19 protein-coding genes are annotated in these 25,623 nt (G+C 68.2%); 11 read left to right on the forward strand and 8 right to left on the reverse strand.

Annotation, left to right across the window (positions count from 1 at the left end):
* Entirely contained in the window at positions 1-1,422 is a 1,422-nt protein-coding gene (gene pyk / locus QZ647_RS07550) for a pyruvate kinase (RefSeq protein WP_291271571.1), read from the reverse strand.
* 140 nt (positions 1,423-1,562) lie between these two features.
* On the opposite strand from pyk, the gene QZ647_RS07555 reads away from it, so the two are divergent.
* The 3 genes from QZ647_RS07555 (at position 1,563) to QZ647_RS07565 (ending at position 3,933) form a co-directional block, all read left to right on the forward strand.
* Positions 1,563-1,787, forward strand: a complete 225-nt coding sequence (locus tag QZ647_RS07555) for a helix-turn-helix domain-containing protein (protein WP_286355869.1) — start codon at positions 1,563-1,565, stop codon at positions 1,785-1,787.
* A gap of 127 nt (positions 1,788-1,914) precedes the next feature.
* A complete protein-coding gene (gene gap, locus QZ647_RS07560) occupies positions 1,915-2,919 on the forward strand; it encodes a type I glyceraldehyde-3-phosphate dehydrogenase (RefSeq protein ID WP_286355868.1) in 1,005 nt (334 codons plus the stop codon).
* 3 nt (positions 2,920-2,922) lie between these two features.
* Positions 2,923-3,933 (forward strand): glyceraldehyde 3-phosphate dehydrogenase NAD-binding domain-containing protein, encoded by a 1,011-nt coding sequence (locus QZ647_RS07565; protein WP_291271572.1) that lies wholly within the window; start codon positions 2,923-2,925, stop codon positions 3,931-3,933.
* Here the strand turns inward: QZ647_RS07565 and QZ647_RS07570 are convergent.
* The gene (locus QZ647_RS07570) at positions 3,930-5,159 is read right to left on the reverse strand and encodes an aminoacetone oxidase family FAD-binding enzyme (protein WP_291271573.1); all 1,230 of its coding nucleotides are present in this window, start codon (positions 5,157-5,159) and stop codon (positions 3,930-3,932) included. The genes QZ647_RS07565 and QZ647_RS07570 overlap by 4 nt on opposite strands.
* Before the next feature lie 222 nt (positions 5,160-5,381).
* On the opposite strand from QZ647_RS07570, the gene purE reads away from it, so the two are divergent.
* Complete coding sequence (gene purE, locus QZ647_RS07575; protein WP_286355865.1) at positions 5,382-5,873, forward strand: 5-(carboxyamino)imidazole ribonucleotide mutase; 492 nt, start codon at positions 5,382-5,384, stop codon at positions 5,871-5,873.
* Between the two features lie 40 nt (positions 5,874-5,913).
* On the opposite strand, the gene QZ647_RS07580 is transcribed toward purE, so the two are convergent.
* Positions 5,914-7,374 carry a serine/threonine-protein kinase gene (locus tag QZ647_RS07580; RefSeq protein ID WP_291271574.1) on the reverse strand — a complete coding sequence of 487 codons (1,461 nt, stop codon included), beginning with the start codon at positions 7,372-7,374 and terminating at the stop codon, positions 5,914-5,916.
* 81 nt (positions 7,375-7,455) lie between these two features.
* Between QZ647_RS07580 and lipB the strand changes: the two genes are divergently transcribed.
* From lipB to QZ647_RS07600, 4 genes are all read left to right on the forward strand, one after another.
* Complete coding sequence (gene lipB, locus QZ647_RS07585) at positions 7,456-8,601, forward strand: lipoyl(octanoyl) transferase LipB (RefSeq protein WP_291271575.1); 1,146 nt, start codon at positions 7,456-7,458, stop codon at positions 8,599-8,601.
* A 57-nt stretch (positions 8,602-8,658) separates the two neighbouring features.
* On the forward strand, positions 8,659-10,398 hold the full coding sequence (locus QZ647_RS07590; RefSeq protein WP_291271576.1) for a HAMP domain-containing sensor histidine kinase: 1,740 nt from the start codon (positions 8,659-8,661) through the stop codon (positions 10,396-10,398).
* Positions 10,399-10,511: 113 nt separating this feature from the next.
* Entirely contained in the window at positions 10,512-11,651 is a 1,140-nt protein-coding gene (locus tag QZ647_RS07595; protein ID WP_291271577.1) for an acyl-CoA dehydrogenase family protein, read from the forward strand.
* A gap of 147 nt (positions 11,652-11,798) precedes the next feature.
* A complete protein-coding gene (locus tag QZ647_RS07600) occupies positions 11,799-13,328 on the forward strand; it encodes a TolC family protein (RefSeq protein ID WP_291271578.1) in 1,530 nt (509 codons plus the stop codon).
* A gap of 47 nt (positions 13,329-13,375) precedes the next feature.
* On the opposite strand, the gene QZ647_RS07605 is transcribed toward QZ647_RS07600, so the two are convergent.
* A complete protein-coding gene (locus QZ647_RS07605) occupies positions 13,376-15,613 on the reverse strand; it encodes a S9 family peptidase (RefSeq protein WP_291271579.1) in 2,238 nt (745 codons plus the stop codon).
* Between the two features lie 52 nt (positions 15,614-15,665).
* A complete protein-coding gene (gene nadC, locus QZ647_RS07610; protein WP_291271580.1) occupies positions 15,666-16,514 on the reverse strand; it encodes a carboxylating nicotinate-nucleotide diphosphorylase in 849 nt (282 codons plus the stop codon).
* Positions 16,515-16,571: 57 nt separating this feature from the next.
* On the opposite strand from nadC, the gene QZ647_RS07615 reads away from it, so the two are divergent.
* The gene (locus QZ647_RS07615; RefSeq protein WP_291271581.1) at positions 16,572-17,348 is read left to right on the forward strand and encodes an enoyl-CoA hydratase-related protein; all 777 of its coding nucleotides are present in this window, start codon (positions 16,572-16,574) and stop codon (positions 17,346-17,348) included.
* Between the two features lie 62 nt (positions 17,349-17,410).
* On the opposite strand, the gene QZ647_RS07620 is transcribed toward QZ647_RS07615, so the two are convergent.
* Entirely contained in the window at positions 17,411-19,516 is a 2,106-nt protein-coding gene (locus QZ647_RS07620; RefSeq protein WP_291271582.1) for a hypothetical protein, read from the reverse strand.
* A gap of 23 nt (positions 19,517-19,539) precedes the next feature.
* A complete protein-coding gene (locus tag QZ647_RS07625; protein WP_291271583.1) occupies positions 19,540-21,279 on the reverse strand; it encodes a SpoIVB peptidase S55 domain-containing protein in 1,740 nt (579 codons plus the stop codon).
* 176 nt (positions 21,280-21,455) lie between these two features.
* Between QZ647_RS07625 and QZ647_RS07630 the strand changes: the two genes are divergently transcribed.
* Complete coding sequence (locus QZ647_RS07630) at positions 21,456-24,407, forward strand: TonB-dependent receptor (RefSeq protein WP_291271584.1); 2,952 nt, start codon at positions 21,456-21,458, stop codon at positions 24,405-24,407.
* Positions 24,408-24,469: 62 nt separating this feature from the next.
* A complete protein-coding gene (locus QZ647_RS07635) occupies positions 24,470-25,240 on the forward strand; it encodes a TIGR00282 family metallophosphoesterase (RefSeq protein ID WP_291271585.1) in 771 nt (256 codons plus the stop codon).
* Between the two features lie 30 nt (positions 25,241-25,270).
* Here the strand turns inward: QZ647_RS07635 and QZ647_RS07640 are convergent, their stop codons facing one another.
* The gene (locus tag QZ647_RS07640; protein WP_286355852.1) at positions 25,271-25,573 is read right to left on the reverse strand and encodes a hypothetical protein; all 303 of its coding nucleotides are present in this window, start codon (positions 25,571-25,573) and stop codon (positions 25,271-25,273) included.
* Positions 25,574-25,623: the final 50 nt, after the last annotated feature.

Genomic DNA, 25,623 nt, shown 5'->3' on the forward strand with positions numbered 1-25,623 from the left:
TCAGAAGGTCATCACCTTCATGGTGTTCGTGCTTCCAGTCTTCCACAGGGGCAGGCCCATGGTCATCACCACCCGATCCATGCTGCCCAGCTGATGCTTCGCCACCAGCAGCTCCCGCACCACCGTCACCATCTCGTCCGTGTTGCTCACGCGGGGGATCAGCAGGGAGGTGACACCCCGGAGCAGGCCCATGCGGCGGGCCGTGACCTCGTCCACCGTGGCCCCCAGGACGGGCGTGCGCCCCGCCAGGCGGCTCACCATGCGGGCCGTACCGCCCCCTTCGGTGAAGGCCACGATCCAGCGGGCGTTGATCTCGTCGGCCGTGCGGCAGGCCGCGAAGGCCACGGAGATGTCCGTGCGGGCCAGCACCTTCTCGGCCAGTTCGTCCGGCAGGGTGGGTGTGCGCTGCTTCACATTGGCGTCGGCCTCCGCCGCGATGCGGGCCAGCCACTGGACGGCCTCCACGGGATGGGCGCCGGTGGCGCTCTCGGCGCTGAGCATCACGGCATCGGTGCCGTCCCAGATGGCGTTGGCCACATCGCTGGCCTCGGCCCGGGTGGGCTGGGAGTGTTCGATCATGCTCTCCAACATCTGGGTGGCGGTGATCACGGGCTTCAGGGCCCGGCGGGCGGTCTTGATGATCTGCTTCTGGAGGCCGGGAACCCGCTCCACGCCGAGTTCCACCCCCAGGTCGCCGCGGGCCACCATCACCCCCCAGGAGACCTCCAGGATCTCGCCGAGATTGGCGAGGGCTGCCGGGTGCTCGATCTTGGCGATGATGGGCTGGGTGCCCCCCAGGTGCTGGATGATGGCCTGGAGCTGCTGCACATCTGAGGCCCGGCGGACGAAGCTCTGGGCGAAGAGGTCCACCTCGTGCTCCACGCCCCACCGGATGTCGACATGGTCCTTCTCGGTGAGGGGATCCATGTTGATGTCCATGCCGATGGGATGGATGCCCTTCCTGGCCTTCAGCGGCCCGCCGATGATCACCCGGGCCTTCAGGAAATCCGCACGCTTGGCCAGGATCTCCACCGTGATGGCGCCGTCGTCCAGGAGCCAGTGCTGGCCGGCCTCGGCCCCCTCGAACAGCTCGGGGTGCGGCAGGGGTGCGGCCCAGGCGGCGTCGGCGGGAACCGTCGCCCCTGCAGCGAAGAAGTAGCCTTCGCTGCCTTCGGCCAGGTCGATGGGCGCCTCGAGCAGGCCCACCCGCCACTTCGGTCCTTGCAGATCGAGGAAGACGGGAATCGACCGCCCGAGTTCCTGAGCCAGGGTCCGGACCTTCTGGAGGGCCTCGGCCCGGCTCTCGGGATCCCCGTGGCTCGCATTTAATCGCACCGCATCGGCTTCGCGGAGGGATTCCCGCAACCGATCGCCCTGCATCAGGGCCGGACCCAAGGTCATCACGAGTTTGGTCTTGCGCACATCAACCCCCATGGCCTGCACAGGCATTCCACACACTTTTCCACAGTCTGCGCCTGCGTTTCCAAGTTGTCACGGGGCTTTCCCTCTTGTCATCGCGGTGCTACCTTCTTGGTCCCGATACGGTTGTTGGAGAAGACGGAATGCGCGAAAAGCTGCGAGTCCTCGTGGCCGAAATGGTGCGTGGAGGCGTCCCTCTGGAGATGGCCCGCCGCGAATTCGAGCGGCTCTACCTGGAAGAGGTGCTGGCCACCCACGAGGGCAACCACAGCGCCGCTGCCCGGGAGCTGGGCATCCACCGGAACACCCTCGCCAAGAAGCTGGAGACGCCCCCCAGCCGGATCCGCCAGGTGAGCCTGGCCAGCTGAAGCCCCCATCCCCGGCTCCGTTTCATCCAAAGCCCGGCCCCGCCGGGCTTTTCATTTTGTCGGCGCGACAGCCTTTTCCTTCGACAGGATGGGACGGGGCCGATACAACAAGGATTCGGAGGACGCCATGAAGAAGGTGGCCATCAATGGACTCGGACGGATCGGAAGGCTGGTGCTGCGCCACTTGATGAAGGTCCCGCATGTCCAGGTGGTGGCCGTGAACGACCTCACCGATGCGGCCACCCTGGCCCACCTGATGAAGTACGACTCGGTCCACGGCCAGGCGGATTTCCCCGTGGCCTCCGACGGGAACTACCTCGTGCTCGGCGGGCGGCGCATCCGCGTCTACGCCGAGAAGGATCCCCAGCTCATCCCCTTCGGGGCCCAGGGGGCCCAGGTGGTCCTCGAATGCACGGGCAAGTTCACCAAGCGCGCCCAGGCCGCTGTCCACCTCCAGGGCAGCGTCACCCATGTGGTGATCAGCGCCCCGGCGGGCGACGCGGACCGCACCGTGGTCATGGGCGTGAACGAGGCGGCCCTGGATCCCACCGCGGACCACATCATCTCCAACGCCAGCTGCACCACCAATTGCCTGGCCCCGGTCGTTAAGATCCTCGACGACGCCTACGGCCTGGACTACGGCTTCATGACCACGGTGCACAGCTACACCAACGATCAGCGCATCCTCGACCTGCCCCACAAGGACCTGCGCCGGGCCCGGGCCGCGGCCCTCAGCATGATTCCCACCAGCACGGGCGCCGCCAAGGCCATCGGGTTGGTGCTGCCCCACCTCAAGGGGCGCCTGGACGGCATCGCGGTGCGGGTCCCCACCCCCGATGTGAGCCTCGTGGACCTCACGGCCACCCTGAAGCGCGATGCCTCGTTGGAGGGCATCCAGGAGCTCTTCCGCCAGGCCGCCACGGCCGGCCCCCTGGCACCCTATGTCGAGGTACTCGACGCCGAGCTGGTCAGCGCGGATCTGGTGGGCAGCACCGCCAGCACCCTGTACGACCCCTACCTCACCAAGATGCTGGGCCCCCGGCTGGTCAAGGTCTTTGCCTGGTACGACAACGAATTCGGCTACGCGGCACGATTGAAGGACCTCTGCGTGCACCTGCTGGAGCGGATCTAGTCGATGGGTTCCATCGCCCTCAACGGCCTGGGCCGCATCGGCCGGCTGCTGGTCCGCCTGCTGGGCACCACCCGACCCGGGCTCCTGGGCGCTGTGAACGACCCGGCCCCGCTGGACCAGCTCGTGCACCTGCTCCGGTACGACTCGGTGCATGGGCCCAGCCATCGCCCCATCGACGGGTTCACCGAGGGCGGACAGGACTTCCTCCTCCTGGGGGACCGGCGCCTGCCCCTCTTCCATGCCACGGATCCCGGCAGCATTCCCTTCCCTTCCGCAACCCGCCTGGTGGTGGAGGCCAGCGGCCGCTTCACCCGCCGGGAGGAGGCCGCCCGGCATCTGAAGGGGGCGGTATCCCATGTGGTGATCAGCGCGCCCAGCCCGGATGCGGACTACACCGTCATCGCCCCGGTGAACGGCTCAGGACTGGATCTGGCGCGCCACCGCATCGTCTCCAACGCCAGCTGCACCGCCCACGCGACGGCGCCCATGCTGAAGATCCTGGAAGATGCCTTCGGCCTGGAGCACGCGGGAATGAGCACCGTGCATGTGGTCACCAACGACCAGCGCCTGCTGGACCTGCCCCACAAGGACCGGCGGCGAGCCCGGGCGGCCTTCCAGAGCATCATCCCCACCACCTCGAGCGCCTTCGGCGCCCTGCACCGCGCCATGCCGGACCTGCCTCCGGCCTTCGATGGCGTGGCCCTGCGCGTGCCCCTCCTCAGTGTGAATCTGGTGGATGTGGTGGCCACCCTCCGCCGGGATGCCGAGGTCGCGGGAATCCGGGCCGCCTATGCCGCCGCCATCGCGGGCCCCTGGAAGGGTCTCGTGGCCCTGGCCGATCCGCACACGGTCAGCTGCGACATCACGGGCCGGACGGAAAGCGTGATCATGGATCTGGACCTGACCATGATGCTCGGACCCCGCTTCGTGAAGGTCTTCGGGTGGCACGACAACGAAACCGGCTACGCCGCCCGGCTCCGCGACCTGGTGGTGGACCTGGCGGCCAGGATCTAGAGATTCCCCGCCGCGAAGCCCGTGCTGAAGGCCGCCTGCAGGTTGTAGCCGCCCACCGGGCCATCCAGATCCAGGAGCTCGCCGCAGACGCGCAGGTTCTCCCAGCCCCGCAGGGCCATGGTGTGCGGATCCACGGCCGCCAGTTCCACGCCGCCCGCCGCCACTTCGCCCCGGGCCAGGGGGACCGGCTGAGGGGCGCCGAGGGGCAGCGCCGTGACCAGCCCCACCAGCTCCCGGCGCGCGGCCCTGGAGAGATCCTTGAGCATGAGCCCGCGATCCATGCCAGCCTCCTGCAGCAGCGGGTCCACGAGCCGCTCCGGCAGATGCCGCTGCAGCCAGGTGGCGGCCAGCAGGCGCGGGTTTGCCCGGGCTTCTTCGATCAGCGTCGCATCCACGCGTTCCGGCGCCTCCAGGCTTGAAGCGTAGACCAGGCAGGCGGCTCCCTCCCGCCGGGCCCGTTCCGTGGCCTGGCTCAGCTCCAGCGCCGCGGGCCCGCTGATGCCCACCTTCGTGAAGAGGATGTCTCCCGCGAAGGCGGCGAGGCGGCGGCCTTCAGGCCCTGCGCTCAGGCGCAGCTCTCCCTCCCGCAGGGCCACGCCTTCCCAGGTGGCGCGGGGACGGGCCAGGGGGATGGGGGCCAGGGCCGGGAACCAGGGGCGCACCGGGGCCTTCAGGCCCTTCAGCCAGCCCAGGGCCTCGCCCCGGGTGCCCGTTTCCGGATAGCTCGCGCCCCCCGTGGCCAGGATGAAGGCGTCCGCGGCGAGGCGCTCCTCGCCCACCCACAGCGCCGCCAGGCGGGGGAGCTCCCCTTCCAGCCCAGTCACGCGGGCGCCCGTCCGCACCTCCACCCCCGCCCGGTGCACCAGAGCCTCGAAGGCCGACACCACCGCCCCGGCGCTGCCGGGCCGGTCCAGGGGAAACACGCGGCCGTTGTCCCGGACATAGGTCTCCACCCCCTCCCGCCGAAGCAGGTCCAGCACGGCCCGGTTGTCGAAGGCGTGGAGAGACGGCCTCAAGAACCGCGCCTGCTCCTTGGAGAAGGCCGCCATCAGGGCCTTGGGGGGGCCGTCATGCGTGATGTTGCATTTGCCGCCGCCGCTGATGCGGAGCTTCACGCCCAGGCGTCCATTGGCTTCCAGCAGCAGGACCGCATGGCCCCGCGAGGCCGCCCGCCAGGCCGCCACCAGTCCTGCCGCACCCCCGCCCACCACGACCACCTTCGCCATGGCTCCATCATGGCCGAGGCGGGGCTACACTGGGACATCACGCCTGGGGATGATCCATGACCCATGCACCGCTGGTCGGCATCATCATTCTTCGCCTGAACGCCACCCCTGGAGGCCCATCATGACGAGTGCACCGCTGGTCGGCCTCATCTTCTTCGCCGACTTCGCTGGCTCAGACCTCTGCCCCATCCTTCGCTCGAACGCCACCCTGGGAGGCCCATCATGACGAGTGCACCGCTGGTCGGCCTCATTATGGGCAGCCGCTCCGACTGGGAGACCATGGAGCACGCGGCCGAGATGCTCAAGGAGCTGGGCATCCCCTTCGAGGCCGAGGTCGTCAGCGCCCATCGCACGCCGGACAAGCTCTTCAAATACTGCGAGAAGGCCGAGGGCCGGGGCCTGAGGGTCATCATCGCCGGAGCCGGCGGCGCTGCCCACCTGCCGGGCATGGTCGCCGCCAAGTCCCCCCTGCCCGTGCTGGGCGTTCCCGTGCAGGGCAAGTCCCTGAACGGCCTGGATTCCCTCCTCTCCATGGTGCAGATGCCCGCGGGCATCCCGGTGGGAACACTCGCCATCGGCAAGGCCGGCGCGGTGAACGCGGCGCTCTTCGCGGCGGCCATCCTGGCGGGCACGGACGAGGCCCTCCGCGCCCGCCTGCGCGCCTACCGCGAAGCCCAGACCCAGAAGGTGCTGCTGAACGACCGCCTGCCCTAGGGAACCCGGCCTCGCGGGCACCTCTGAACATCGTCGAGGGCTATTTCTGGAAGATGCCCTTGAAGAACTTCTTGATCTTCCCGTCTCCCGGATGGCCCTTTTTCCCACGCAGCTTTTGAAGGCGGATGGGCTCGGGCAGGGGGCGGTGGCGCTCGGCCACGGTGGTCCAGGGCGCGTGGCCATCCAGGGTCAGCCGCAGCTGATGGGTGCCTTCGCCAGGCACGGAGACCGTGGCGGGCGTCCGTCCCTTCGATTCCCCGTCGAGGAAGACCTCGGCCCCGGCGGGCTCGGTGATCAGCGACACCTCGAAGGGCGCAGGCTGGAGGCGCAGGGAGAGATCGCGATCCTCGGGCTTGAGGCGCACTTCCAGGGGCTGGAAATCGGGTTTCTCCAGGCGGAGGGTTTCCGCCTTGCCCTTCACCACCACCTGGCGGAGCGGCGTCTGGCCCAGGGGCGTTCCGTCCAGGAAGACCTGGGCCCCGCCTGGACGGGATTCGATGGACAGCACACGGCTCCGGTCCGGGCGGAAGAAGGCCACCCAGAGCAGGAGGCCCACGCCCAGGGCCCCGGCCGCCCAAACCCACCGGGAGCGCAAGGAGAACCGCCCGGTGGGCGCCGATGGCATGCGCAGGGTGCCTGGGGAAGTCTCGGTGCCCAGAGCCTCGATTCGCGCCAGGCACCCGCTCCGCAGGGCCGGGTCGAGGGGAAGGACCTCCACCAGGGCCCGCAGGAAGGCCCGCAGGTCCCCGAACCTCAGGGCGGGGTCTTTCTCGAAGGCCCGCCGGAATACGGCCACCGCTTCGGGAGGCATCCCCTCCGCGAAGACCGGCGGGTCGTGGATGATCCGGTAGAGCGTGGCGCCCACGCTCTCGCCCGAAAAGGGCAGGCCGCCGGTCAACATCTCGTAGGCCGTCAGGGCGAAGGACCAGCGGTCCGAAGCCGCCGTGGCCCTGGCCCCGTTCAGCACCTCCGGCGCGGAATAGGCCGGCGTGCCTAGAAAAGCGGCCGTACTGGTGAGCCGTCCGTCATCGTTGCGGGCGATGCCGAAATCCATGAGCTTCATGCGCCCATCGCGGCCCACCATGAAGTTCTCGGGCTTGATGTCCCGGTGGACGATGCCCAGGGCATGCACGGCCTCCAGGGCCTCGCCGGCCTGGATGAGCAGCCCCAGGGCCTCCTCGGGTTCGAGGGGGCCCCGCCGAATCCGCTCCGACAGGCATTCGCCTTCGACGAATTCCATGACCAGGAACGGACCGAGATCGGGCTCCTCGCCCACATCGAACACGGTGATGGCACTGGGATGGTTCAGGCGGGCCGAGATCTCCGCCTCGCGCTTGAAGCGCTCCAGCACCTCGGCGTCCCCGGTGCCCTCCCGCACGACCTTGATGGCCAGGGGCCGCTTGAGAAGCGGGTCTTCCGCCAGGTACACCGTGCCCATCGCCCCTGAACCGAGGGTGCCGAGGACCTTGTAGCGGCCGATGGTGGAAGGGTCCAGGCTCATCTGTTCCTTGATGATGCCAGAGTGATGCCAGAGCGGGGCCGGTCCGGGCCCGTGATCGGAGCGTACGGGTAGACTCGAGGCATGTCCGACATCGGCTTTTCCACCCTCCACCCCGCCCAGCTCCGCCGCTTCGGGCGCGTGTTCTACCCCGCGGGGCTCCGGCTGCAGAAGGCCCTCTCGGCCCATGTCAGCCAGGATGGGAACCCGGATCAGCTCGTGATCCTGGAGCACGATCCCGTCTTCACGCTGGGTCGCAACGCCACGCCCGCCGACATCCACATGAGCGATGACTTCCTGGCCGCCCAGGGCGTGAGCGTCCACCGCACGGACCGGGGCGGCGAGGTCACTTACCACGGGCCCGGACAGATCGTGGCCTATCCCATCTGCAACCTGCGGGGCGGCCGCGAGGATGTGGGTCGCCTGGTCCGGGGCCTGGAGGAGGCCATGATCCGCACCGCCGCGGATTACGGCGTGGTGGCCGATCGCCTGAAGGGCGCACCGGGCATCTGGGTGGACACCGCCCGATATCGCACCGGAGGCGGCCTGGAGAAGCTGGGCGCCATCGGCCTGCACCTCAGCCGGTGGATCACCACCCACGGCATCGCCTTCAATGTGCGCCCCAACCTCGACCACTTCCGCTGGATCACGCCCTGCGGCTTCACGGACAAGGGTGTCTGCAGCCTCGCTTCCCTGCTGGGCGAGGCCGCGCCCACCCTGGAAGCGGCCACGGACCGGCTCCAGGCTCACCTGACTAGCTGCCTGGCTCTGGATCTCCAGCCCGTTCGGGAGCCCAGCCGCAGCGTTTCGGCCCTGACCTGGCGCCGGGGCCCCGCAGGTCCCGAAGTGCTCATGATGCTCCGGGTGCCTGAGCATGGCCTCTGGTGGCAGAGCGTGACCGGCATGATGGAGCCGGGGGAAACGCCGGAAGAAACCGCCCATCGGGAACTGATGGAAGAGACGGGCCTCTCCGGCACCCTGCGGCCGCTGGGCCTTTCCCACAGCTTCTGGGTGGATCCCGCCATCGTGCGATTCCCCGATGCCGAACCGCGCTTCAACACCGAGATCTGCTTCTCCATGGAGGTGGCCCCGGAGGCCCCGGTCCGCCTGGAGCCGCTGGAGCACAGTGAATGCAAATGGTGCGGCCTGAAGGAGGCCCATGACCTGATGAAGTGGGAAGGTTCCAAGGCGGCGTTGAAGCTGCTGGAGACCTGGCTTGCCCAAGCCTGAAGCAGGCGGCCGGATTCAGGTCCCCCTTCAAAACGCCGATAGGTGAAGGGACCGGCCATGCCTCCCCTCCTCCCGACCTTCCCCGCTCATGGCCCCCACCGCTGGCCGGGGTTCATTGTGGGCGTGGTGATCGTCCTGGTCGGGGCCGGATTCGCCAGCCTGGCCCTGCCGGTGGCGGCGCGGGACATCGCCCTGAATCTGCTGAATGCCACGATCTTCGGTGCCGCAGGGGCCGCGGCCTTCCACCGGGCCCGCCGGGAGCCGGAGGCCGCCTGGGGATGGAACCTGCTCGGCCTGGCCTTGGCCGCTCAGTTCCTCACTCAGGTCTGGGCGCTCCACAGCCTGCTCCGGTACGGCCAGCCACCGGCCTTCCCTTCCCTGGGGGAAGCCTTCTCCTTCCTGTCTCTGGGCCTGACCATCGCGGCCCTGCTGGCCTGGCCTCTGACCTCGGCCAGCGGTTCCGAGCGCCTGAGGAAGGGCCTCGATGGCCTGGGCATCGCGGCGGCCGTCTTCTTCGCCGCCTGGGTCTTCGCCCTTGGCCCACTCTTCCGCGACACCGCCGCCACGCCCCTGAACCGGGCCGTGATGGTGGGCTTCTTCCTTGGCAACGCCACCATCCTCGGCATCGGCGCCTACCTCTGCGCCCGTCAGCCCAGCCGCCTGGGGGGGCCCCTCGGCTGGGTCATGCTGACCTTCGGCCTCTCCCTCCTCCAGGTGACCATCCAGGTGCCCCTGAGCCTGGCCGGTGGCTACTATGTGGGCCACCCCCTGGACATGCTGGTGCTCCTCGCGGGCCTCGGCGTCCTCCTGGCCCCCCTGGCGCCGCACGCGGTCCAGCCCGGCCCCGCGCCGGATGCCGAAACCAGGGACACCTCCCTGGGCACCCTCATCCTGCCCCTGGTCCCCTCCGCCACCGCCGTTCCCTTCGCCCTGAGCGTGCTGTTTCTCGCACCGGAACGCGTGGACCGCCCCTTCCTCATCACCGGCATCCTCATGACCACCCTGGGGCTGCTCCGGGGCCTGCTGGCGCTTCGCGATCTCCAGCTGCTCTCCACCCTCCTGGAGGCCAGGGTGCAGGAGCGCACCCGCTCCCTGGAGGCGGCCCAGGAGCTCCTGCTCAAGACGGAGCGCCTGAACGGCGTGGCCATCCTCGGCGCGGGTCTCGCCCACGACCTGAAGAACCTGCTCGGCGTGATCCGCCTGCGCACGGACCTTCTGACGGCCCGCCTCGGGAACCGGGAGGTCGAGGCCCGACAGGATGTGGAGGGGCTCCGGGAAGCCGCCGCCCGGGCGGAAGCGCTCACCGCGGACCTGATGGCCTTCGGCCGCGGCTCGGAGGATGCCCCGGTGGCCGTGGATCTCGCCTTGCGGGTGCAGCAGCTCCGGCCCCTGCTGCGCGCCACCCTGCCCGCCGGCATCCGGTTCACGGTCGATCTCCCTCCGGATCCCGTCTTCGTCCTCAGCCAGCCCGGCCGCCTCGATCAATTGATCGTCAACCTCGTCCTCAACGCCCGGGATGCCATGCCCGACGGCGGCGTCCTGCGCCTCGCCGTGGCCCTGGAGGACCGGGGGTCCCAGGCGGAACTGACGGTCTCGGATACGGGCGTGGGCATCCCCGAACCCCTGCAGGCCCGCATCTTCGAGCCCTTCTTCACCACCAAGGCCCCCGGTCGCGGCACCGGCCTGGGCCTCGCCTCCGTCCACCAGACCGTGGTGCTCCTCGGCGGGTCCCTCTCTCTGGTCAGCCAACCCAACCAGGGCACCACCTTCACGCTGCGATTCCCGGCCTGCGCCTGATCGGTACCTGCGCCGGGTGACCACCGCGGTCTGTGACCCGCGGCACGCCCTCCGCCCGGCGCGATGAGGGAGGCTCCTGGCTTGCTAACCTGGATGATTCCCCTGGAGTCACCATGTTCCCCTTGTTCACCGAGGACCAGACCGCCATCCGCGAGGCCGCGCGCGACTTCGCGATGTCCGAGATCGATCCTGGCGCGGCGGCCCGGGATGCCAGCGGGGAGTTCCCGAAGGCGATCCTGAAGCAGCTGGGCGAGATGGGCTTCCTCGGCATGACCGTCCCCGAAGCCTACGGCGGTGCGGGCGTGGATTTCCTCAGCTACATCCTGGCGCTGGAGCAGGTGGCCTACGCGGACGCTTCCGTGGCCGTGACCATGAGCGTGAACAACTCCGTGGCCTGCGCCCCCATCCTGGCCTTCGGCACCGAAGCGCAGAAGCAGAAGTACCTGAAGCCCCTGGCCAACGGCGAGGAACTGGGCGGGTTCATGCTCACGGAGCCTGATGCCGGCTCCGATGCCGCGGCCCAGAAGACCCGGGCCACGAAAGTGGATGGCGGCTGGCAGCTGAACGGCGCCAAGGCCTGGATCACCAACGGTGGCGTGGGCCGGTACTTCGTGACCATGGCGCGCACCGATCCGGACAAGGGCAAGAAGGGCATCAGCGCCTTCATCCTCGATGCCCGGCAGCCCGGCGTGGTCATGGGCAAGCCCGAGGAGAAGATGGGTCTGCGCTCCAGCAAGACCGTGATGGTGGCCCTGGAGAACGCCTTCGTGGCCGAGGATGCCCTGCTGGGCAAGCCCGGGGACGGCCTCAAGGTGGCCTTCGGCGGCCTCGACGGCGGCCGCGTCGGCATCGCGGCCCAGGCCCTGGGCATCGCCCAGCGGGCCATGGACGAGAGCGTGGCCTACGCCAAGGCCCGTGTCTCCTTCGGCAAGCCCATCGGCGAACATCAGATGATCCAGACCTACCTGGCCGAGATGGAGGCCCGCCTCCAGGCGGCCCGCCTGCTGGTTTACCGTGCCGCCGCGCTGAAGGAGGCCGGGAAGCCCTGCACGGTGGAGGCGGCCACCGCCAAACTCTTCACCACGGAAAGCGCCGTCTGGATCTGCGACCGCGCCGTGCAGATCCACGGCGGCTACGGCTATTCCCGGGAATACCTCGTCGAGCGCCTGTACCGCGATGTCCGCGTGACCACCATCTACGAGGGCACCAGCGAAATCCAGCGGATGGTGATCGCCCGGGAACTGCTGAAGTAATTATTTTCAACACCTGGTGAAATCTTTCTTGCCCTCATCTTGCGAGGGAGGCATCCTGCTTCCGGGGTTAACCTAAACCGGCCCCAGGACCCGTCCGTAGGCAGCCTGTCCCCGTGGCAGCTCTTTTCGATCTTCAAGGAGTGGTAGATGATGCGTCTCCCGATCTTCCCGGCCCTGCTGGTGGCCTTCTCCCTGGTGGCCCAGGAGACTCCCAAGGCCGATGGAGCCAAGGTCACCACCCAGCTGACCCTGCAGGGCGCCATCGAGACTTCCCTGAAGAACAACCTGCAGGTGCAGATCGCCGTCGAGACGCGGGACTTCACGCGTGCCGGCCTGACCATCGAGCAGGGTGCCTTCGATTGGAATCTGACCAGCAGCCTGAGCCTGAGCAAGGTCCAGGACGCCAGCCGCGCCCAGAATTTCCCGGGAGGTCCCCTCACCTCTTCGGAGACGACCACCTTCAGCCGGAACTTTACCCTGGGTTCCACCAAGGCCTTCGGCTGGGGCGGCAACCTGAGCCTGAACTACGCGCCCACCTACCGCTTCAGCAAGGGCACGGTCAACGGCGGGCCCGAGTCCCCCTTCACCACGAACCCCTACGACGGCAGCTTCTCGGCCACCTACTCCCAGAGCCTGCTGAAGGGCTTCGGCCGCGACGCGACGGAAAGCCGTCTGATCGTGGCGCGCAAGAGCGCCCAGGCCGCGGATCTCGCCTTCCAGAAGGCCATCATCGACCTGGTGGCCAGCACCGAATCCCTCTACTGGGATGTGGTGTACGCGCAGCGCAACCTGGAGAACAAGCAGCAGGCCCTGACCCTGGCCCAGAAGCAGCTCAAGGAGAACCAGATCCGCGTGCAGGTGGGCACCCTGGCCCCCATCGAGGTCACCTCTTCCGAGGCCTCCGTCGCCCAGCGCGAGCAGGACATCATCGCCGCCGAGGCCCAGCTGCTGAATGCCAAGGACGCCCTGATCCGCGCCCTGTATCCGTCGTCCGAGCGCCCCGCCGGCCTGGAGCCCACCGATGCCCCCAGCATCAAGCCCCTGGAGTTGAATGAGGCCGCCGCCGAGAAGCAGGCCCTGGCGAACCGCATCGAGCTGAAGAGCGCCCGCCTGGACCTGGAGTCCAAGCAGGTGCTCGAGACCGCGGCCAACAACCGCACCCTGCCCCAGCTGGACGCCTACGCCACCTACAACGGCAACGCGGCTTCGCAGATCCCCTCCGAGGGTCTCTCGGCCGTCAACAAGGACCTGACCAAGGGCGCCTATCCCGGCTACACCGTGGGCCTCCAGTTCGCCCTGCCCATCCAGAACCGGGCCGCCAAGGGCAACCAGGCCCAGGCCCGCGCCAACCGGCGGCAGAGCGAGTGGAGCCTGCGCGACCTGGAGCTCGGCATCACCCTGGAGGCCCGCCAGGCCTTCCGCAATGTGGAGGCCTCCGCCAAGGGCGTCGCCGCCGCCGAGAAGACCCGCATCTTCCGCGAGAAGGATCTCGAAGCCGAGCAGAAGAAGTTCGAGAACGGCATGAGCACCAACTTCCTCGTGCTCTCCAAGCAGAACGACCTCGACACCGCCAAGAGCAGCGAACTCCAGTCCCAGATCACCTACGCCAAGGCCATCACCGCCCTGGAGAAGGCCCTGGGCCACCTGCTGGAAGCGCGGAAGCTGGAAGTCAAGTAAGGGTTCCATCCTGCGCAGAACGGGCCCCATCCGGGGCCCGTTCTGTATTACTTCCGCCGCGAAGCGGCGGAAGCCGAAGGTCCTTCGGATTTGGCCTCCGCATCCGCCGGCAGCGTATCCAGCAGGACCTTCCACTCGAACCAGTCCTTCTTCCCCTTGATCCACTTCTCGAACCAGTTGAACTCGCTGACCATCTTCACCAGCTGGTAGCGCGGTTCGGTGAGGCCGTGGGGCATGCCGGGATAGACGAGGTACTCCACGGGCACGCCCAGCTTCTTGAGGGCCATGTAGAGCTCATCGCTCTGGGGCTTGGGCACCCGCTGATCCGCCTCGCCCACATGGATGAGCGTGGGGGTCTTCGCGTTCTTGATGTACTTGAGCGCCGATTCCTTCAGGAAGTTGTCCCAGGCATCGTAGGGTCTTCCGCCCAGGTAGAACTCGCGGACGCTCTGGACATCGCTTTCTGCGTACATCGAGATCCAGTTCACCGCCCCGGCGCCGGTGCTGATGGCCTTGAAGCGGTCGGTCTGGGTGAGTGTCCAGCTGGACAGGTGCCCGCCGGCGCTCCAGCCCATCATGCCGAGCCGGTCCGGATCCGCCACGCCCTCGCGGATGAGGTGGTCCACGCCGCTCATGATGTCGCCGTAGGAAAGGCGCATGAAGTTCCCGCCGATCTGCCGGGCGAAGGCCTCGCCGTAGTTCGTCGAGCCCCGGTAGTTGGGCTGGAGCACGGCGTAGCCTGCGGCGGCGTAGATGTGCGGGTAGGTGACATAGCGGCCCTGGAATCCATTCATGTCCGCGGCGGCCGGCCCACCGTGGAGCTGCACGATGAGGGGATAGCGCTTCCCCTTCTCGTAGCCCAGGGGCTTGATGAGCAGGCCCTCCACCTCGACGCCATCCTTGGCCTTCCAGCGGACCGTCTCCGTGGCGCCCAGGGCCAGCCGCGCCACCTGGGGATTCGCGTCAGAGACCCTGACCCAGCTGGCCGCCGACCCCACTGTCCGGGGCTTCGCCACATAGAGATCCAGGGGCTTCCGGGGCTGGCTGTAGCCCACCAGGAAGGCCTTGGCGTCGGCGTTGTAGCCGCCGTTGAGGACGCCGGTCTCCTTCGTGAGCTGGGTCATGGCGCCGTCGGCGACGGACAGCGCGAACAGGTGCTGGTTCGCGCCCACGGCCTCGGTGAAGTAGAGGGTGTGCGAGTCCTCGCTCCAGCTGGCGTTGGACACACTCATGTCCTTCCCGGCCATCAGATTCCGGGCCGGCCCGCCGGCCGTAGGCACCACCCAGAGCTTCTCGTTGCGGAGGCGCTCGAACCGCTCGGGCGCAGCGTAGACAAGCCATTGCCCGTCCGGCGAGAAGGCCGAGAATCCGGCGTACCTCTCCAGGACCTGGCGGCCCTGGCCACTGCCCAGATCCAGCAGATGCAGGCTCGCCTCCTCGTGGGTGATGTCGCCCACGCGGCGTGCGGCCGGAAGGGCCCGGTACGAGGCCCAGCGGCCATCCCTCGAGAGCTGGAAGGCCGTCACGGTGAAGCCCGCCCCCGCCGTCCAGCGCTTCTCCGTCCTGTCCTTCAGATCCACGGACCACACATGCACGGGCGGCTGCTCCGGGTCCGCGACGCGCACATCGAACTTCTTCTCCTTCCGCTTCAGGTCGTCCTTGTCCACCCCATCGGGGCTGGTGAAGAAGATGCGCTGCCCGTCCTCCGTGAATGCGAAGTCGCGGATGGGCGCGGCGTGTTTGGGGAGGGCCGCCACGGTCAGGTCCTCCGCAGCCAGGTCCACGAGCGAGAGCTGGCGCTCCTCCGCCTTGCCCGCGCTGAAGGCCAGCCACTTCCCGTCCCTGCTGAAGGCGAAGGCGTGGACGCCGTCCTTGGCCTCCGTGAGCTTGCGGGCCTCGCCCCCGTCCACCGACATCAGATACACCTGCTGGCTGCCCTCACGGTCACTGAGGAAGGCGAAGCGCCGGCCGTCCCGAGCCCACTGGGGGGCCGTCTCGTTCTTCTCGCGGGTGAAGGTCATCTGGCGGGCGGCGCCGGTGGCGGCCTCCGCGATGAAGATCTCGGTGAAGGTCTTGCCCGATTTCCAGTGGGGGATGCTCACGGTGTAGACCACCCGGGCCCCGTCGGCCGACAGCTGGCCGCCGCCCACCCCGCGCATCTCCATCACATCCATGAAGGTCATGGGCCGCGTGGCCGGAGTCGGCGTCGGCGTCGGCGTTTGGGCCAGCAGGGGCCCTGCTGCCGCCAGCACCATCGGGACCAGTCCCCATCGATTCGAACGCATGCCGCCTCCTGCCTCGTGTATTGAGGCCTAGATCATGGCGCAGGTCGCCGCTTCAGTCCATCCGCAGGCTGAGATCCACCGAAGGCGCGCTGTGGGTGAGGGCCCCGACGCTGAGGAAGTCCACGCCGGTTTCCGCCACGGCGCGGGCGCGCTCCAGGGTGAGGTTGCCGCTGGCCTCCAGGAAGAGGCGCCGCCCGCTGCGGTCCCGCAGGGCCACCGCCTCGCGCATCTGCTCGAGGGGCATGTTGTCCAGCAGGACGCCATCCACATCCGGCAGGTCCAGGCAGGCCTTCAGCTGGCCCAGGGTCTCCACCTCGACTTCGATCTTCACCAGGTTGGGCGCGCCGTGTCGTGCCGCCTCCACCGCCGCCCGGATGCCGCCGGCCGCGGCAAGGTGATTCTCCTTGAGCAGGACGCCATCGCCCAGGGTCAGGCGGTGGTTCACGCCCCCGCCGCAGCGCACGGCGTATTTCTCCAGCAGCTTGAGGCCCGGCGTGGTCTTGCGCGTATCGAGGATGCGGGCGCCCGTGCCTTCGATGGCGTCCACGAACAGGTGCGTGAGGGTCGCCGTACCGGATAGCCGCTGCAGGAGGTTCAGCATCACGCGCTCGGCCAGCAGGATGCCGTGGCTGGACCCCTCCACGCGCAGGACTTCGGTCCCCTTGGACACCCGTTGTCCGTCGGCGGCCTCCAGGGTCACCGCCAGCCCGGGTTCGGCCAGCCGGAACACCTCCTGGGCCACGGGCAGGCCGGCCAGCACCAGGTCCCCCTTGGCCACCACCCGCGCCACCATGGGCCGGTCCGGCACGGCGGCCGTGGTCCAGTCCTGGGTGCCCCAATCCTCGCGCAGGAAGGCGCGCAGCTGGTCGCGGTAGGTTTCGGGGTGTGGGGGATGGAACATCGGTCACTCCGGCCCCAGCGTACAATGGTCGGCAACGATCCCCCATCAGGAGTCCCCATGCCCTTCGTCCTCGTCGAGAAAGCCGACCGCATCGCCTGGGTCACCCTCAACCGGCCCGAGAAGCTCAACGCCCTGAACAACGAAGTGCTGAAAGAGCTGGAACAGGCCTTCGCGGAACTCGAGCACGACGCCGAGGTGGGCGTGGTGGTGGTCACCGGCGCCGGCGAGAAGGCCTTTGTGGCCGGGGCCGACATCGCCGAGCTGAAGTCCCTCGACACGGCCTCGGCCCGGGTGCAGGCCCTGCGCGGCCAGGCCGTATTCCAGCGCATCGAGTCCATGCCCAAGCCCGTGGTCGCCGCCGTGAACGGCTTCGCCCTGGGCGGCGGCTGCGAGCTGGCCCTGGCCTGCCACATCCGCATCGCCAGCGAGAACGCCCGCTTCGGCCTGCCCGAGGTGAGCCTCGGCATCATCCCCGGCTACGGTGGCACCCAGCGCCTGCCCCGCCTCGTGGGCAAGGGCGTGGCCCTGGACCTGATCCTCGGCGGGGAGATGACGCCCGCTGCCGATGCCCTCCGCATGGGCCTCGTGAGCCGGGTCGTGCCCCAGGCCGATCTCCGGGCCGCCGCCGAGAAGCTCGCGAAGACCCTCCTCTCCCGCGGTCCGCTGGCCCTTCGCAGCGCCCTCGCGGCCGTGCATGAGGGCCTCGAGATGCCCCAGGAGCAGGGCCTCCAGTACGAGGCCGCCCTCTTCGGCCTCCTGGCCGCCACCCAGGACATGCAGGAGGGCATGGGCGCCTTCCTGGAGAAGCGGGCCGCGCAATTCAAAGGCCTTTAGGTTCTGACATCCTCAAAAAAGGCGGGCCATCCGGCCCGCCTTTTTCCTGAAAGAGGAAACCGCTAACGCTTGGCGGTGGCCCCCACATTGACCACCGCCGTCTGCTCGTTGTGGTATTGATCGGCGACCTTCACCAGGATGCGGTCGCCGCGCACGGCCTCACGGGGCACGATCACATCGAAGCGCTCCTCCTTCTGATCGAAGACGCGGTCCTCGGGAACGATCTGGAGCCAGTGCTCGCCATCGGCGCTCACCGCGGCCTCTTTCAGCACCGAGGTCTCGTCCCGGGCCACGAAGCGCAGGCGCACGCCCTCGCCTTCGGGCACGGCGCTCAGCTCGGCGATGGCCGGGGGTGTATGGTCGATGAGGAAGGGTGCCGTGCGCCAGGTGCTCGTGAGGGCGGCGTTGAAGGGGACCGTGGGCGCATCCGAGGCGACCACTTCCAATCGGTAGCGGCCATCGGGCACGGGCAGGGTGTCGAAGCTGAAGAATTTTTCCCTCCAGGCCTTTTCCAAGAGCAGGGGCGCCCCGCGTTCGGGCACCAACCGGATGGTGAACTCGAGGGCGTCACCGTTGGGATCGTTCACCCGGAACACGAAGCTCGCCCCCCCCCGGCGGAAGCTGCGCTTTTCCGCGCCCATGTAGCCCAAGGCGGGGATGAGCTTCTGGGTCTCCAGGGGCACGCGCTCGATGCCGATGTCATCGGGTGGCGCAGTACGGGTGATGACCAGCCCGGGCGGCATGATGTCCACGCCCTCCCAGACCGGCGCCAGGTTGCGGTGAGCCCAGTGCAGGGTGACGGTCTCCACCGTGGGGGTGGCGCCACCCCGGGTGCTGCTGAGCCGCAACCGGAACTGGGCGAACCGGGAGGGCGGCAGCGCCGGGCGCTCTCCGCTGCGCAGCGGCGGCGTCCACGCGCTCCAGGTGGCGTCCGGCGTCTCGGTGCTGCCCGTGCGGAACTGCAATTCCACATTCGTGCCGGTGGGCAGGTCCGACTCGAGGTAGGCCCGGCCCCAGTCGGCCAGGGGCGCTCCCTTGAGGATCTTGGATTCCAATGTTCCTTCCGTGGCCTGGGCCTCCGAGAGCAGGTGCAGCTCAGCCGGATTGGAGCCCACCACCAGCAGATCCCCACCGGCGGGAAGAAACGCCGTGGCCTGGGCTGTTCCCAGTTCCTGCACCACCGCGAAGGGATCGGCATCGCGGGTCTTGCCCAGAGGCAGCGAGAAGAGGCGTGAACGGTTGCCCGTCCCCACGAGCAGCTGCCCCTTCCAGGCCGTCAGGGCATAGACCTGGCTCTGGGCGCTCTGCCACAGGGTTTCCGGCACCCGGTCCCGGTCCAGGCGGATGACGGCGGAGCGGGCGGTGCTTGCCGTATCGGCCTGAAGGTAGCCCTCCCGACGCTCGAGCTGACCCGTGCTGAATTTGGGCGTGAGCCCGTTGTCGGCGCCGACATAGAGCTGGCCCTCGGCCACGGCCAGGGCGCGCACTTCCTCGAAGGGCGTGTCCATGAGCGTTTCCAGGCGATCGCCCTGCCGGCTGTAGCGCAGCACCAGGCCCCGGCCATGGCTGCCCAGGTACCAGCCACCCTGCCCGTCCGGCGTCATGGCCGTGAAGGCCGTCTCATCCGCCAGTTCCGCCAGGCGGCGGCTGGAGCCTTCCCTCGCCTGCAGCAGCACCGCCCCCTTCTCGGCCCCGCCGGCCACGATCACCGCGTCGCCTTCGACGGCCAGGGCCCAGACGATGCGGGCTTCGATGTCGGCGAACGGCTTCACCTCGCCGGCGGGAGACACCCGGAACAGCTTGCCCTCGCCCGTGGGCGCCACCACCAGATCCTGCCCCAGCCGCGCCAGGGCGAACACGATGCCGCCCTTCACTTGGCCAAGCGGCTTCACCTGGCCGCCCGCGTAGTGGAAGAGCTTGCCATCCGTGCCTGCCGACAGGTAGGCCCCGCCAGCTCCGTCCGACACCGCCGCCCAGATGACGCCCTCGGGCAGCTGGCCCACGCGCCGAAGGTTCGGCGCCAGGCGCAGGCGGCCGTCGGCGCCGATGCGGACACCCCGCGTCTCGGACCCCAGCCAGTCGTTGAATCCCGAAAAAGTCGCCATGGGCTGGTCCGCCAAGGCGGCCACGCTCAGGACGGTGGGAAGCAGCATGGTCAGCCAGCGCATAGAACCCTTTCCTCTCATGCTCATCACTCGATCTCCACTTCCAACTGGCTGAGGCCGCGGACTTCCCGCTCCAGCGGCAGCACGGCTCGGCCCACGATCCGCCGCTGCAGGCGGTTGTCGCTGCTGGCCCCGTCGCCGCCGACCAGGCTGGCCACGGTGGGGGGGATCCCCTCGATGCGGCTGCCTCGGAGGCCGGCGCCCGGCTGTGCCTGCACCAGCAGGGCGTAGGCGTGGTTGTTCCGGAGGGCCCCGTTCAGGATCCGCACCATGTCGTTCAGGCTGGCCACCTCGATCATCCGCTCGTCCGGATCCGCGGCCATGAGGCTGAAGCCGTCGCCCACCATGAGGATGGCCTTGCCCTTGGCGGCCGAGGAAGGCACCTGGATGTTGAAGGTGGCCGTCTCCCGCACGCCCTGGATGTTCTGGAGGGTCACCAGCACCGGCAGCACCTCACCCCGCTTGGCCCGGGCCTTGAGCAGGCGGATGCCGGCGATGCCCGTGAGGTCGAGCCGCTCCTCTGCTTTGATCGTGAGCGAGATGCCCTCGAACACGGGCCGCTCGAAGGGATTGAAACTCACGGCCTGCAGGATGCCGCCCACATACTGCGCCATCCGGAGGGAGTTCAGGTCCGCGATGACATTTTCGATCTGGATGGCGGGATGCCCGGCCAGCTTGATGTTCCCCTGCATGGAGAGGCTCTGGAATCCGAGGCCGCGGGTATGGGCCTCAAGGGTCTGGGCCACGGCCGTGGCCGCCAGCGCGGGCGTGACCACGGGATGGTCCATGATCTCGAAGCGGAAGTTCAGCGTCCGTTTGCCCCCCAGGTTCAGGCCGATGCGCAGGGGCACCATGCGGGCCTCGGCCCCCAGCAGCCCCGCCACGCCCGAACTGCGATCCAGGCGCAGGGCGCCGATGGGCGCCACGGGCATGGCCATCTTGAAGGAGCTCTGATAGCTGGCCACGGTGCTCGCCACCGTGGCCGACCACAGCGGCAGGTCCACCGGGCCCAGGTTGAACAGCTGGTGGCCGAAGAGCAGGATGCGCTTGCCCGAAACATAGGTGATGGTGCCCGCGGCCGCCAGATCCAGGTCACCCTGCATGAGCGTGACCGCCACCATGCCGCCGGGCTCCAGCGGGCTGGCCTCCTCGCGGCTCCCGGACATCACGGGGGCGGCGGCGAAGGTGACCGGCAGCCCTGCCCAGAGGCGCTGGACCTCGGCACCCAGGGCGCTGCCGGCGATGGACATGGACAGCGCCTGGGGGTCCGGGTCGCCCATCAGGGCCCGGAAATCGAGCATCTGACCCGTGAGAGCGGACTTGAGGACCTTCGGCGGCTCCAGCTTGGGCAGGATCAGGGGGGTCCGGCTCGGGGCGGTCTCGGGGATGTCCCGGAGCTGATCCAGCATCTCGGCGATGGGCGTGATGCCCCCGATGGCCTCCTTCTCGAAGGCGATGCCCGTGCTGAGGGCCCCGATGAGCTTGCCGTCGATGTAGCAGGGGCTGCCGCTCATCCCGGCCAGGATGCCGGTTTCCGCCAAGGGCCCCCCTGATGCCCTCACCATGATCCGGCTGCGGCCCGGCGCGGCGTTCTTTTGGACGCCCAGCACCTCGAAGTCGAACCGCTCGATCTTGCCGCCCTGAAACACGGTCCGGCCATACCCCTTCATGCCGGCGCGGATCTCGGACGCGCCCATGGTGGCTGGCCCCTGGGCACACAGGGAGGCACCGAAGAGGAGGGTGAAGGCAAGGGCGACCAGTTTCATCGACATCTCAAGGAAAGAATGAAGCCTAGCAGGGCTGTCCCGGGAACCGGGACGGCCTCCGAATGGGCGCCCCTGTGACCTTCAGGTGCCCGGGGTGACATTTTCGTTCCTTGACCAACCGGTCCTTTTATTACGAGGGGGTCTGAGGCTACTCTTGGATCACGGAGGAACTTCCCATGCGTTCAAGGCATTTGAACAGCTCAACCCTGGTGGCCCTGCTGGTCGCGGCGGCTCCCCTTATGGCCCAGGGCGTGTCTGCCCAGCTGGGTGGCCGGATCATGGATACCAAGGGCGCGGCCGTGGCGGGTGCCACGGTGACCATCCGCAACACGGAGACCGGTCTCACCCGTACCACGCAGACCAACGCCGAAGGGCGCTACCTGGCCACCCTCCTGCCGGTGGGCCCCTACAGCGTCACCGTGACCAAGGCCGGCTTCCAGACCGCCAGCAATGTGAAGGTGAACCTCAACCTGGGTGATGCCGCCCCCCTGGCCATCCGCCTGGCTCCCGAGACCGGCGCCGTGGTGGAAGTCGTAGCCGCCGCCAGCCAGGTGGACAGCGAGCGCGCCAGCGCCGCCGCCATCGTCTCCCCCGACAACCTGACCAATCTGCCCGTCTTCAACCGCAACTTCACCAACCTCGCGACGCTGGCCCCCCAGGTCGTGGTGGACAGCAGCCGCGGCAACCTCGCCATCGCCGGTCAGCGTGGTGTGAACACCTCCATCAACATCGACGGCGGCGACAACAATGAGCCCTTCTTCGGCGGCGCCACCGGCGCGGCGGAAGGCAAGACCCCCTTCACCATCTCCATCGAAGCGATCCGTGAGTACCAGGTCGTCACGGACGGCGCCAGCGCCGAGTTCGGCCGCATGGGCGGTGGTTATGTGAACGCCATCACCAAGAACGGCACCAACGACCTCAGCGGCAGCCTCTTCTACTACATGCGCCCCCGCGGCTGGGTGGAAGCCGGCCCGACGCTGCGCCAGCCCAATGGCAGCACCACCACCAATCCCGTCGGCGACTTCCAGCAGGAGCAGTTCGGCTTCAGCGTGGGCGGCCCCATCGTCAAGGACAAGCTCTTCTACTTCGTGGCCTACGACGCCCAGCGCTACAAGTCCCCCATCAACCAGGTCTGGGGTGGCAACACGCCGGTCACCCTCAATCCCGCGCTCCCGGGCCAGGCCAATGATGCGGTGCTGCTCGCCAAGGGCGGCAGCTACTCCAACAAGCTCGATTCGGATGTCTACTTCATCCGCTTCGACTGGAACCCCACCATCGACCAGAACATCCAGTTCCGGGTCAACCACTCCAGCTTCAAGGGCGTCACCGGCGCCAGCAGCATGGCGGCCTACGAGAACCTCGCCTCGGACGATGTGAAGACCGACGCCTATGTCCTCCAATGGAACTGGGTGATCAACGGCAACTGGATGAACGAGTTCCGGATCAGCCACACCAAGGACGACATGCCCCGGTCGACCTACTCGAAGATCCCCGAAGTCAGCATCTCCAATGTGGGCTACTACGGCGCCTATCCCTTCGACCGCACCTACAGCACGAAGCGCACCCAGTTCCAGGAAAACATCAGCTATGTGACGCCGACCTTCCAGGTGAAGGCGGGCGTGGACTACAACGACATCAATGTGTCTGAGTTCTTCGCCGGCAACTGGCAGGGTGTCTACCAGTTCAGCTCCCTCGCCAACTTCCGGGCGGGCAACTGGTCCTACTACCGCCAGAACTTCGGCCTGAACAGCCCCGTGCAGCAGGCGGGCCTCTTCGACACCAGCTACAAGCAGCTGGCCGCGTTCATCCAGACCGACTGGCGCCTCACCGACACCTTCAAGCTGGGCGTCGGCGTCCGCTGGGACCGCCAGGAGAACCCCGACTTCCCGATCCTGGACATGAGCAACCGGCTCGCGACCACCATGCCCGTGACGGCCAAGATCCCCACGGACAGCCAGTTCTCCCCCCGCGTGTCCTTCACCTGGACCCCCGCCTTCGACCAGGGCAAGACCGTGGTCCGTGGCAGCGTGGGCCGCTATGTGAGCACCACCCCCGCCGTGTTCCTCTACCAGGCCTTCGCGGCCAACGGGATCCGCACGGGCTCCAAGGACTTCCAGCCGACCGAAGCGGCCACCTACGGCATCCCCCGCGGCGCGTCCTTCAATGCCGCGAATCCCTACTGGATCTCGGCCATGCCCGCGGGCGTGACCCTCTCCGGGTTCAACATCTGGAGCTTCAGCCCCGACTTCAAGAACCCCTACACCGACCGCGTGAACATCGGCGCCGAGCGCCCCTTCTTCGGCGATCTGGTGCTGGGCCTGTCCGCAACCTACGCGAAGGCCAAGCAGCTTGAGCGCACGGCGGATCTGAACCTCGGCAACCCCACCCCGAATGCCTCGGGCCGCCTCATCTACCCCAGCACCATCAGCGCCTCCGGTGCCTACACGGCGGTCCGCCCCAACGCCGCCTACGGCACCATGGGTCTGTATCTGTCCGATGCCACCAGCCAGTACCACGCCTACACGGCCAGCATGAAGTACCACAAGGACGGCAGCCCCTTCGATGCCCAGCTGTACTACACCTACGCCATCAACAAGGACAGCGACTCCAACGAGCGCAACTACTCCGGCATCGGCATCCAGGACCAGGGCCGGTTGGGTGCCCAGTGGGGCTATGCCGATACTGACCGCCGCGAGGTGCTCACCGGCTACTTCAGCTTCCTCGACAAGGAAGTGACGGGCATCCTGACCTCCGTCTCCATCCGCTACCAGACGGGCACGCCCTACACCCTGACCTACAGCACCGATGTGAACGGCGATGCCAACAGCACCAATGACCGCGTCTTCCAGAATGGCGTCGATCCCGGCCGCAACACCCTGCGCGGAGGTTCCAACCTGACCTTCGACCTCGGCCTGCGCCGCGACTTCTTCTTCACGAAGCGGATCAAGATGACCCTGTCCGCCGATGTGTTCAACCTGCTCAACCGCCAGGACACCTACCTGTCCTACCGTGCCCCCTCGGTTGGCAACGCCTCCACGATCGATGCGGTCAACCCGGCGCCCACCCCCCAGCAGACCTGGATCGGCGCCGCCCGCCAGATCCAGATCGGCGCCCGTTTCGCCTTCTAGTTCCAACCGCACCACGAAAGGGCGGCGCACCTGCGCCGCCCTTTTTTCGTTAGTCTGGAGGCATGCGAATCCTGGCCTTGGGCGATGTGGTGGGAGAGCCGGGGCGGCGGCTGGTGGAGGCCTTCCTGCCCGACCTGCGGCGGGAGACCGGCGCTGATCTGGTGGTCGTGAATGGCGAAAACGCCGCCCACGGCCACGGCATCACGGAGACCATCGCCCGGGAGTGGTTCGATCGGTACAGCGTGGATGTCATCACCACGGGCAACCACGCGTTCGATGTGAAGGGCATCGACGGCTATTTCCGACAGGAGCCCCGCCTGCTCCGGCCCGCCAACCACCCCCCGGACACGGCCGGGAACGGCTGGGTGAAGCTCCACACGCCTTCCGGCGCTGAGGTGCTGATCATCAACCTCATGGGCCGGGTGCACATGCCTCCCTGCGAATGCCCGTTCCGCTGCGTCGATGCCATCCTCCAGAAGGAGCGAGCCGACCTGGTGCTCGTGGACATGCACGCCGAGGCCACCAGCGAGGCCCAGGCCATGGGTCACCACCTGGATGGCCGCGCCGCCGCCGTCCTGGGCACCCACACCCATGTCCCCACCCTGGATGCCAAGGTGCTGCCCGGCGGCGTCGCCTATGTGACCGACATCGGCATGACCGGCCCCTACGACGGCGTCATCGGCATGAAGAAGGAGGCCAGCCTGGGCCGCTTCCTGAAAGTGCAGCGCCCCCGGTACGAGGTCGCCGAAGGCGATCTCCAGCTCCACGCGGTGCTGGTGACCACCGAAGGTCGCAAGGCCACCTCGATCGTGCGCCTCCAACGCAGCCTTTGATCCTTTTGCTCCTGAACCCGCGCAGCGAGGTCAGCGGCTGAAGCGCCTCAGCATCCGCATGTTCCGCCGGTAGGCCACGCCCCGGGTGAAGTTGATGGCCACCTGCCGGGGGAAGCGGGTGATGGAACTGGCCAGGGTGATGAAGACGCGCACCGTCTGAGCCGGGCCCCGGCCCTGCCGGCTGGCGTTGTCGTAATAGACCATCAGGGCCTGGCGCATGGTGGCGCGGGGCAGGTTGAAGAGGCCATAGCTCTCGATCACATCGTGGTTGATGCGGCGGGTACCGTCTTGTTCGGTGACGATGAGGTCCTCGGGGCGGATCTCCTGGGTCATGGCGGCTCCTCGGGTCAAGAGTGTATCGGCCCGAAGCGGGGTTTGCTGTA

This window comes from Geothrix sp., from assembly GCF_020622065.1.
GTDB lineage: Bacteria > Acidobacteriota > Holophagae > Holophagales > Holophagaceae > Geothrix.

Bases quoted from the DNA above. Each gene is read 5' to 3' on its own strand.
- QZ647_RS07555 (WP_286355869.1), top strand. From the start codon at position 1,563: ATGCGCGAAAAGCTGCGAGTCCTCGTGGCCGAAATGGTGCGTGGAGGC.
- gap (WP_286355868.1), top strand. From the start codon at position 1,915: ATGAAGAAGGTGGCCATCAATGGACTCGGACGGATCGGAAGGCTGGTG.
- QZ647_RS07565 (WP_291271572.1), top strand. From the start codon at position 2,923: ATGGGTTCCATCGCCCTCAACGGCCTGGGCCGCATCGGCCGGCTGCTG.
- QZ647_RS07570 (WP_291271573.1), bottom strand. From the start codon at position 5,159: ATGGCGAAGGTGGTCGTGGTGGGCGGGGGTGCGGCAGGACTGGTGGCG.
- purE (WP_286355865.1), top strand. From the start codon at position 5,382: ATGACGAGTGCACCGCTGGTCGGCCTCATTATGGGCAGCCGCTCCGAC.
- QZ647_RS07580 (WP_291271574.1), bottom strand. From the start codon at position 7,374: ATGAGCCTGGACCCTTCCACCATCGGCCGCTACAAGGTCCTCGGCACC.
- lipB (WP_291271575.1), top strand. From the start codon at position 7,456: ATGTCCGACATCGGCTTTTCCACCCTCCACCCCGCCCAGCTCCGCCGC.
- QZ647_RS07590 (WP_291271576.1), top strand. From the start codon at position 8,659: ATGCCTCCCCTCCTCCCGACCTTCCCCGCTCATGGCCCCCACCGCTGG.
- QZ647_RS07595 (WP_291271577.1), top strand. From the start codon at position 10,512: ATGTTCCCCTTGTTCACCGAGGACCAGACCGCCATCCGCGAGGCCGCG.
- QZ647_RS07600 (WP_291271578.1), top strand. From the start codon at position 11,799: ATGATGCGTCTCCCGATCTTCCCGGCCCTGCTGGTGGCCTTCTCCCTG.
- QZ647_RS07605 (WP_291271579.1), bottom strand. From the start codon at position 15,613: ATGCGTTCGAATCGATGGGGACTGGTCCCGATGGTGCTGGCGGCAGCA.
- nadC (WP_291271580.1), bottom strand. From the start codon at position 16,514: ATGTTCCATCCCCCACACCCCGAAACCTACCGCGACCAGCTGCGCGCC.
- QZ647_RS07615 (WP_291271581.1), top strand. From the start codon at position 16,572: ATGCCCTTCGTCCTCGTCGAGAAAGCCGACCGCATCGCCTGGGTCACC.
- QZ647_RS07620 (WP_291271582.1), bottom strand. From the start codon at position 19,516: ATGCGCTGGCTGACCATGCTGCTTCCCACCGTCCTGAGCGTGGCCGCC.
- QZ647_RS07625 (WP_291271583.1), bottom strand. From the start codon at position 21,279: ATGAAACTGGTCGCCCTTGCCTTCACCCTCCTCTTCGGTGCCTCCCTG.
- QZ647_RS07630 (WP_291271584.1), top strand. From the start codon at position 21,456: ATGCGTTCAAGGCATTTGAACAGCTCAACCCTGGTGGCCCTGCTGGTC.
- QZ647_RS07635 (WP_291271585.1), top strand. From the start codon at position 24,470: ATGCGAATCCTGGCCTTGGGCGATGTGGTGGGAGAGCCGGGGCGGCGG.
- QZ647_RS07640 (WP_286355852.1), bottom strand. From the start codon at position 25,573: ATGACCCAGGAGATCCGCCCCGAGGACCTCATCGTCACCGAACAAGAC.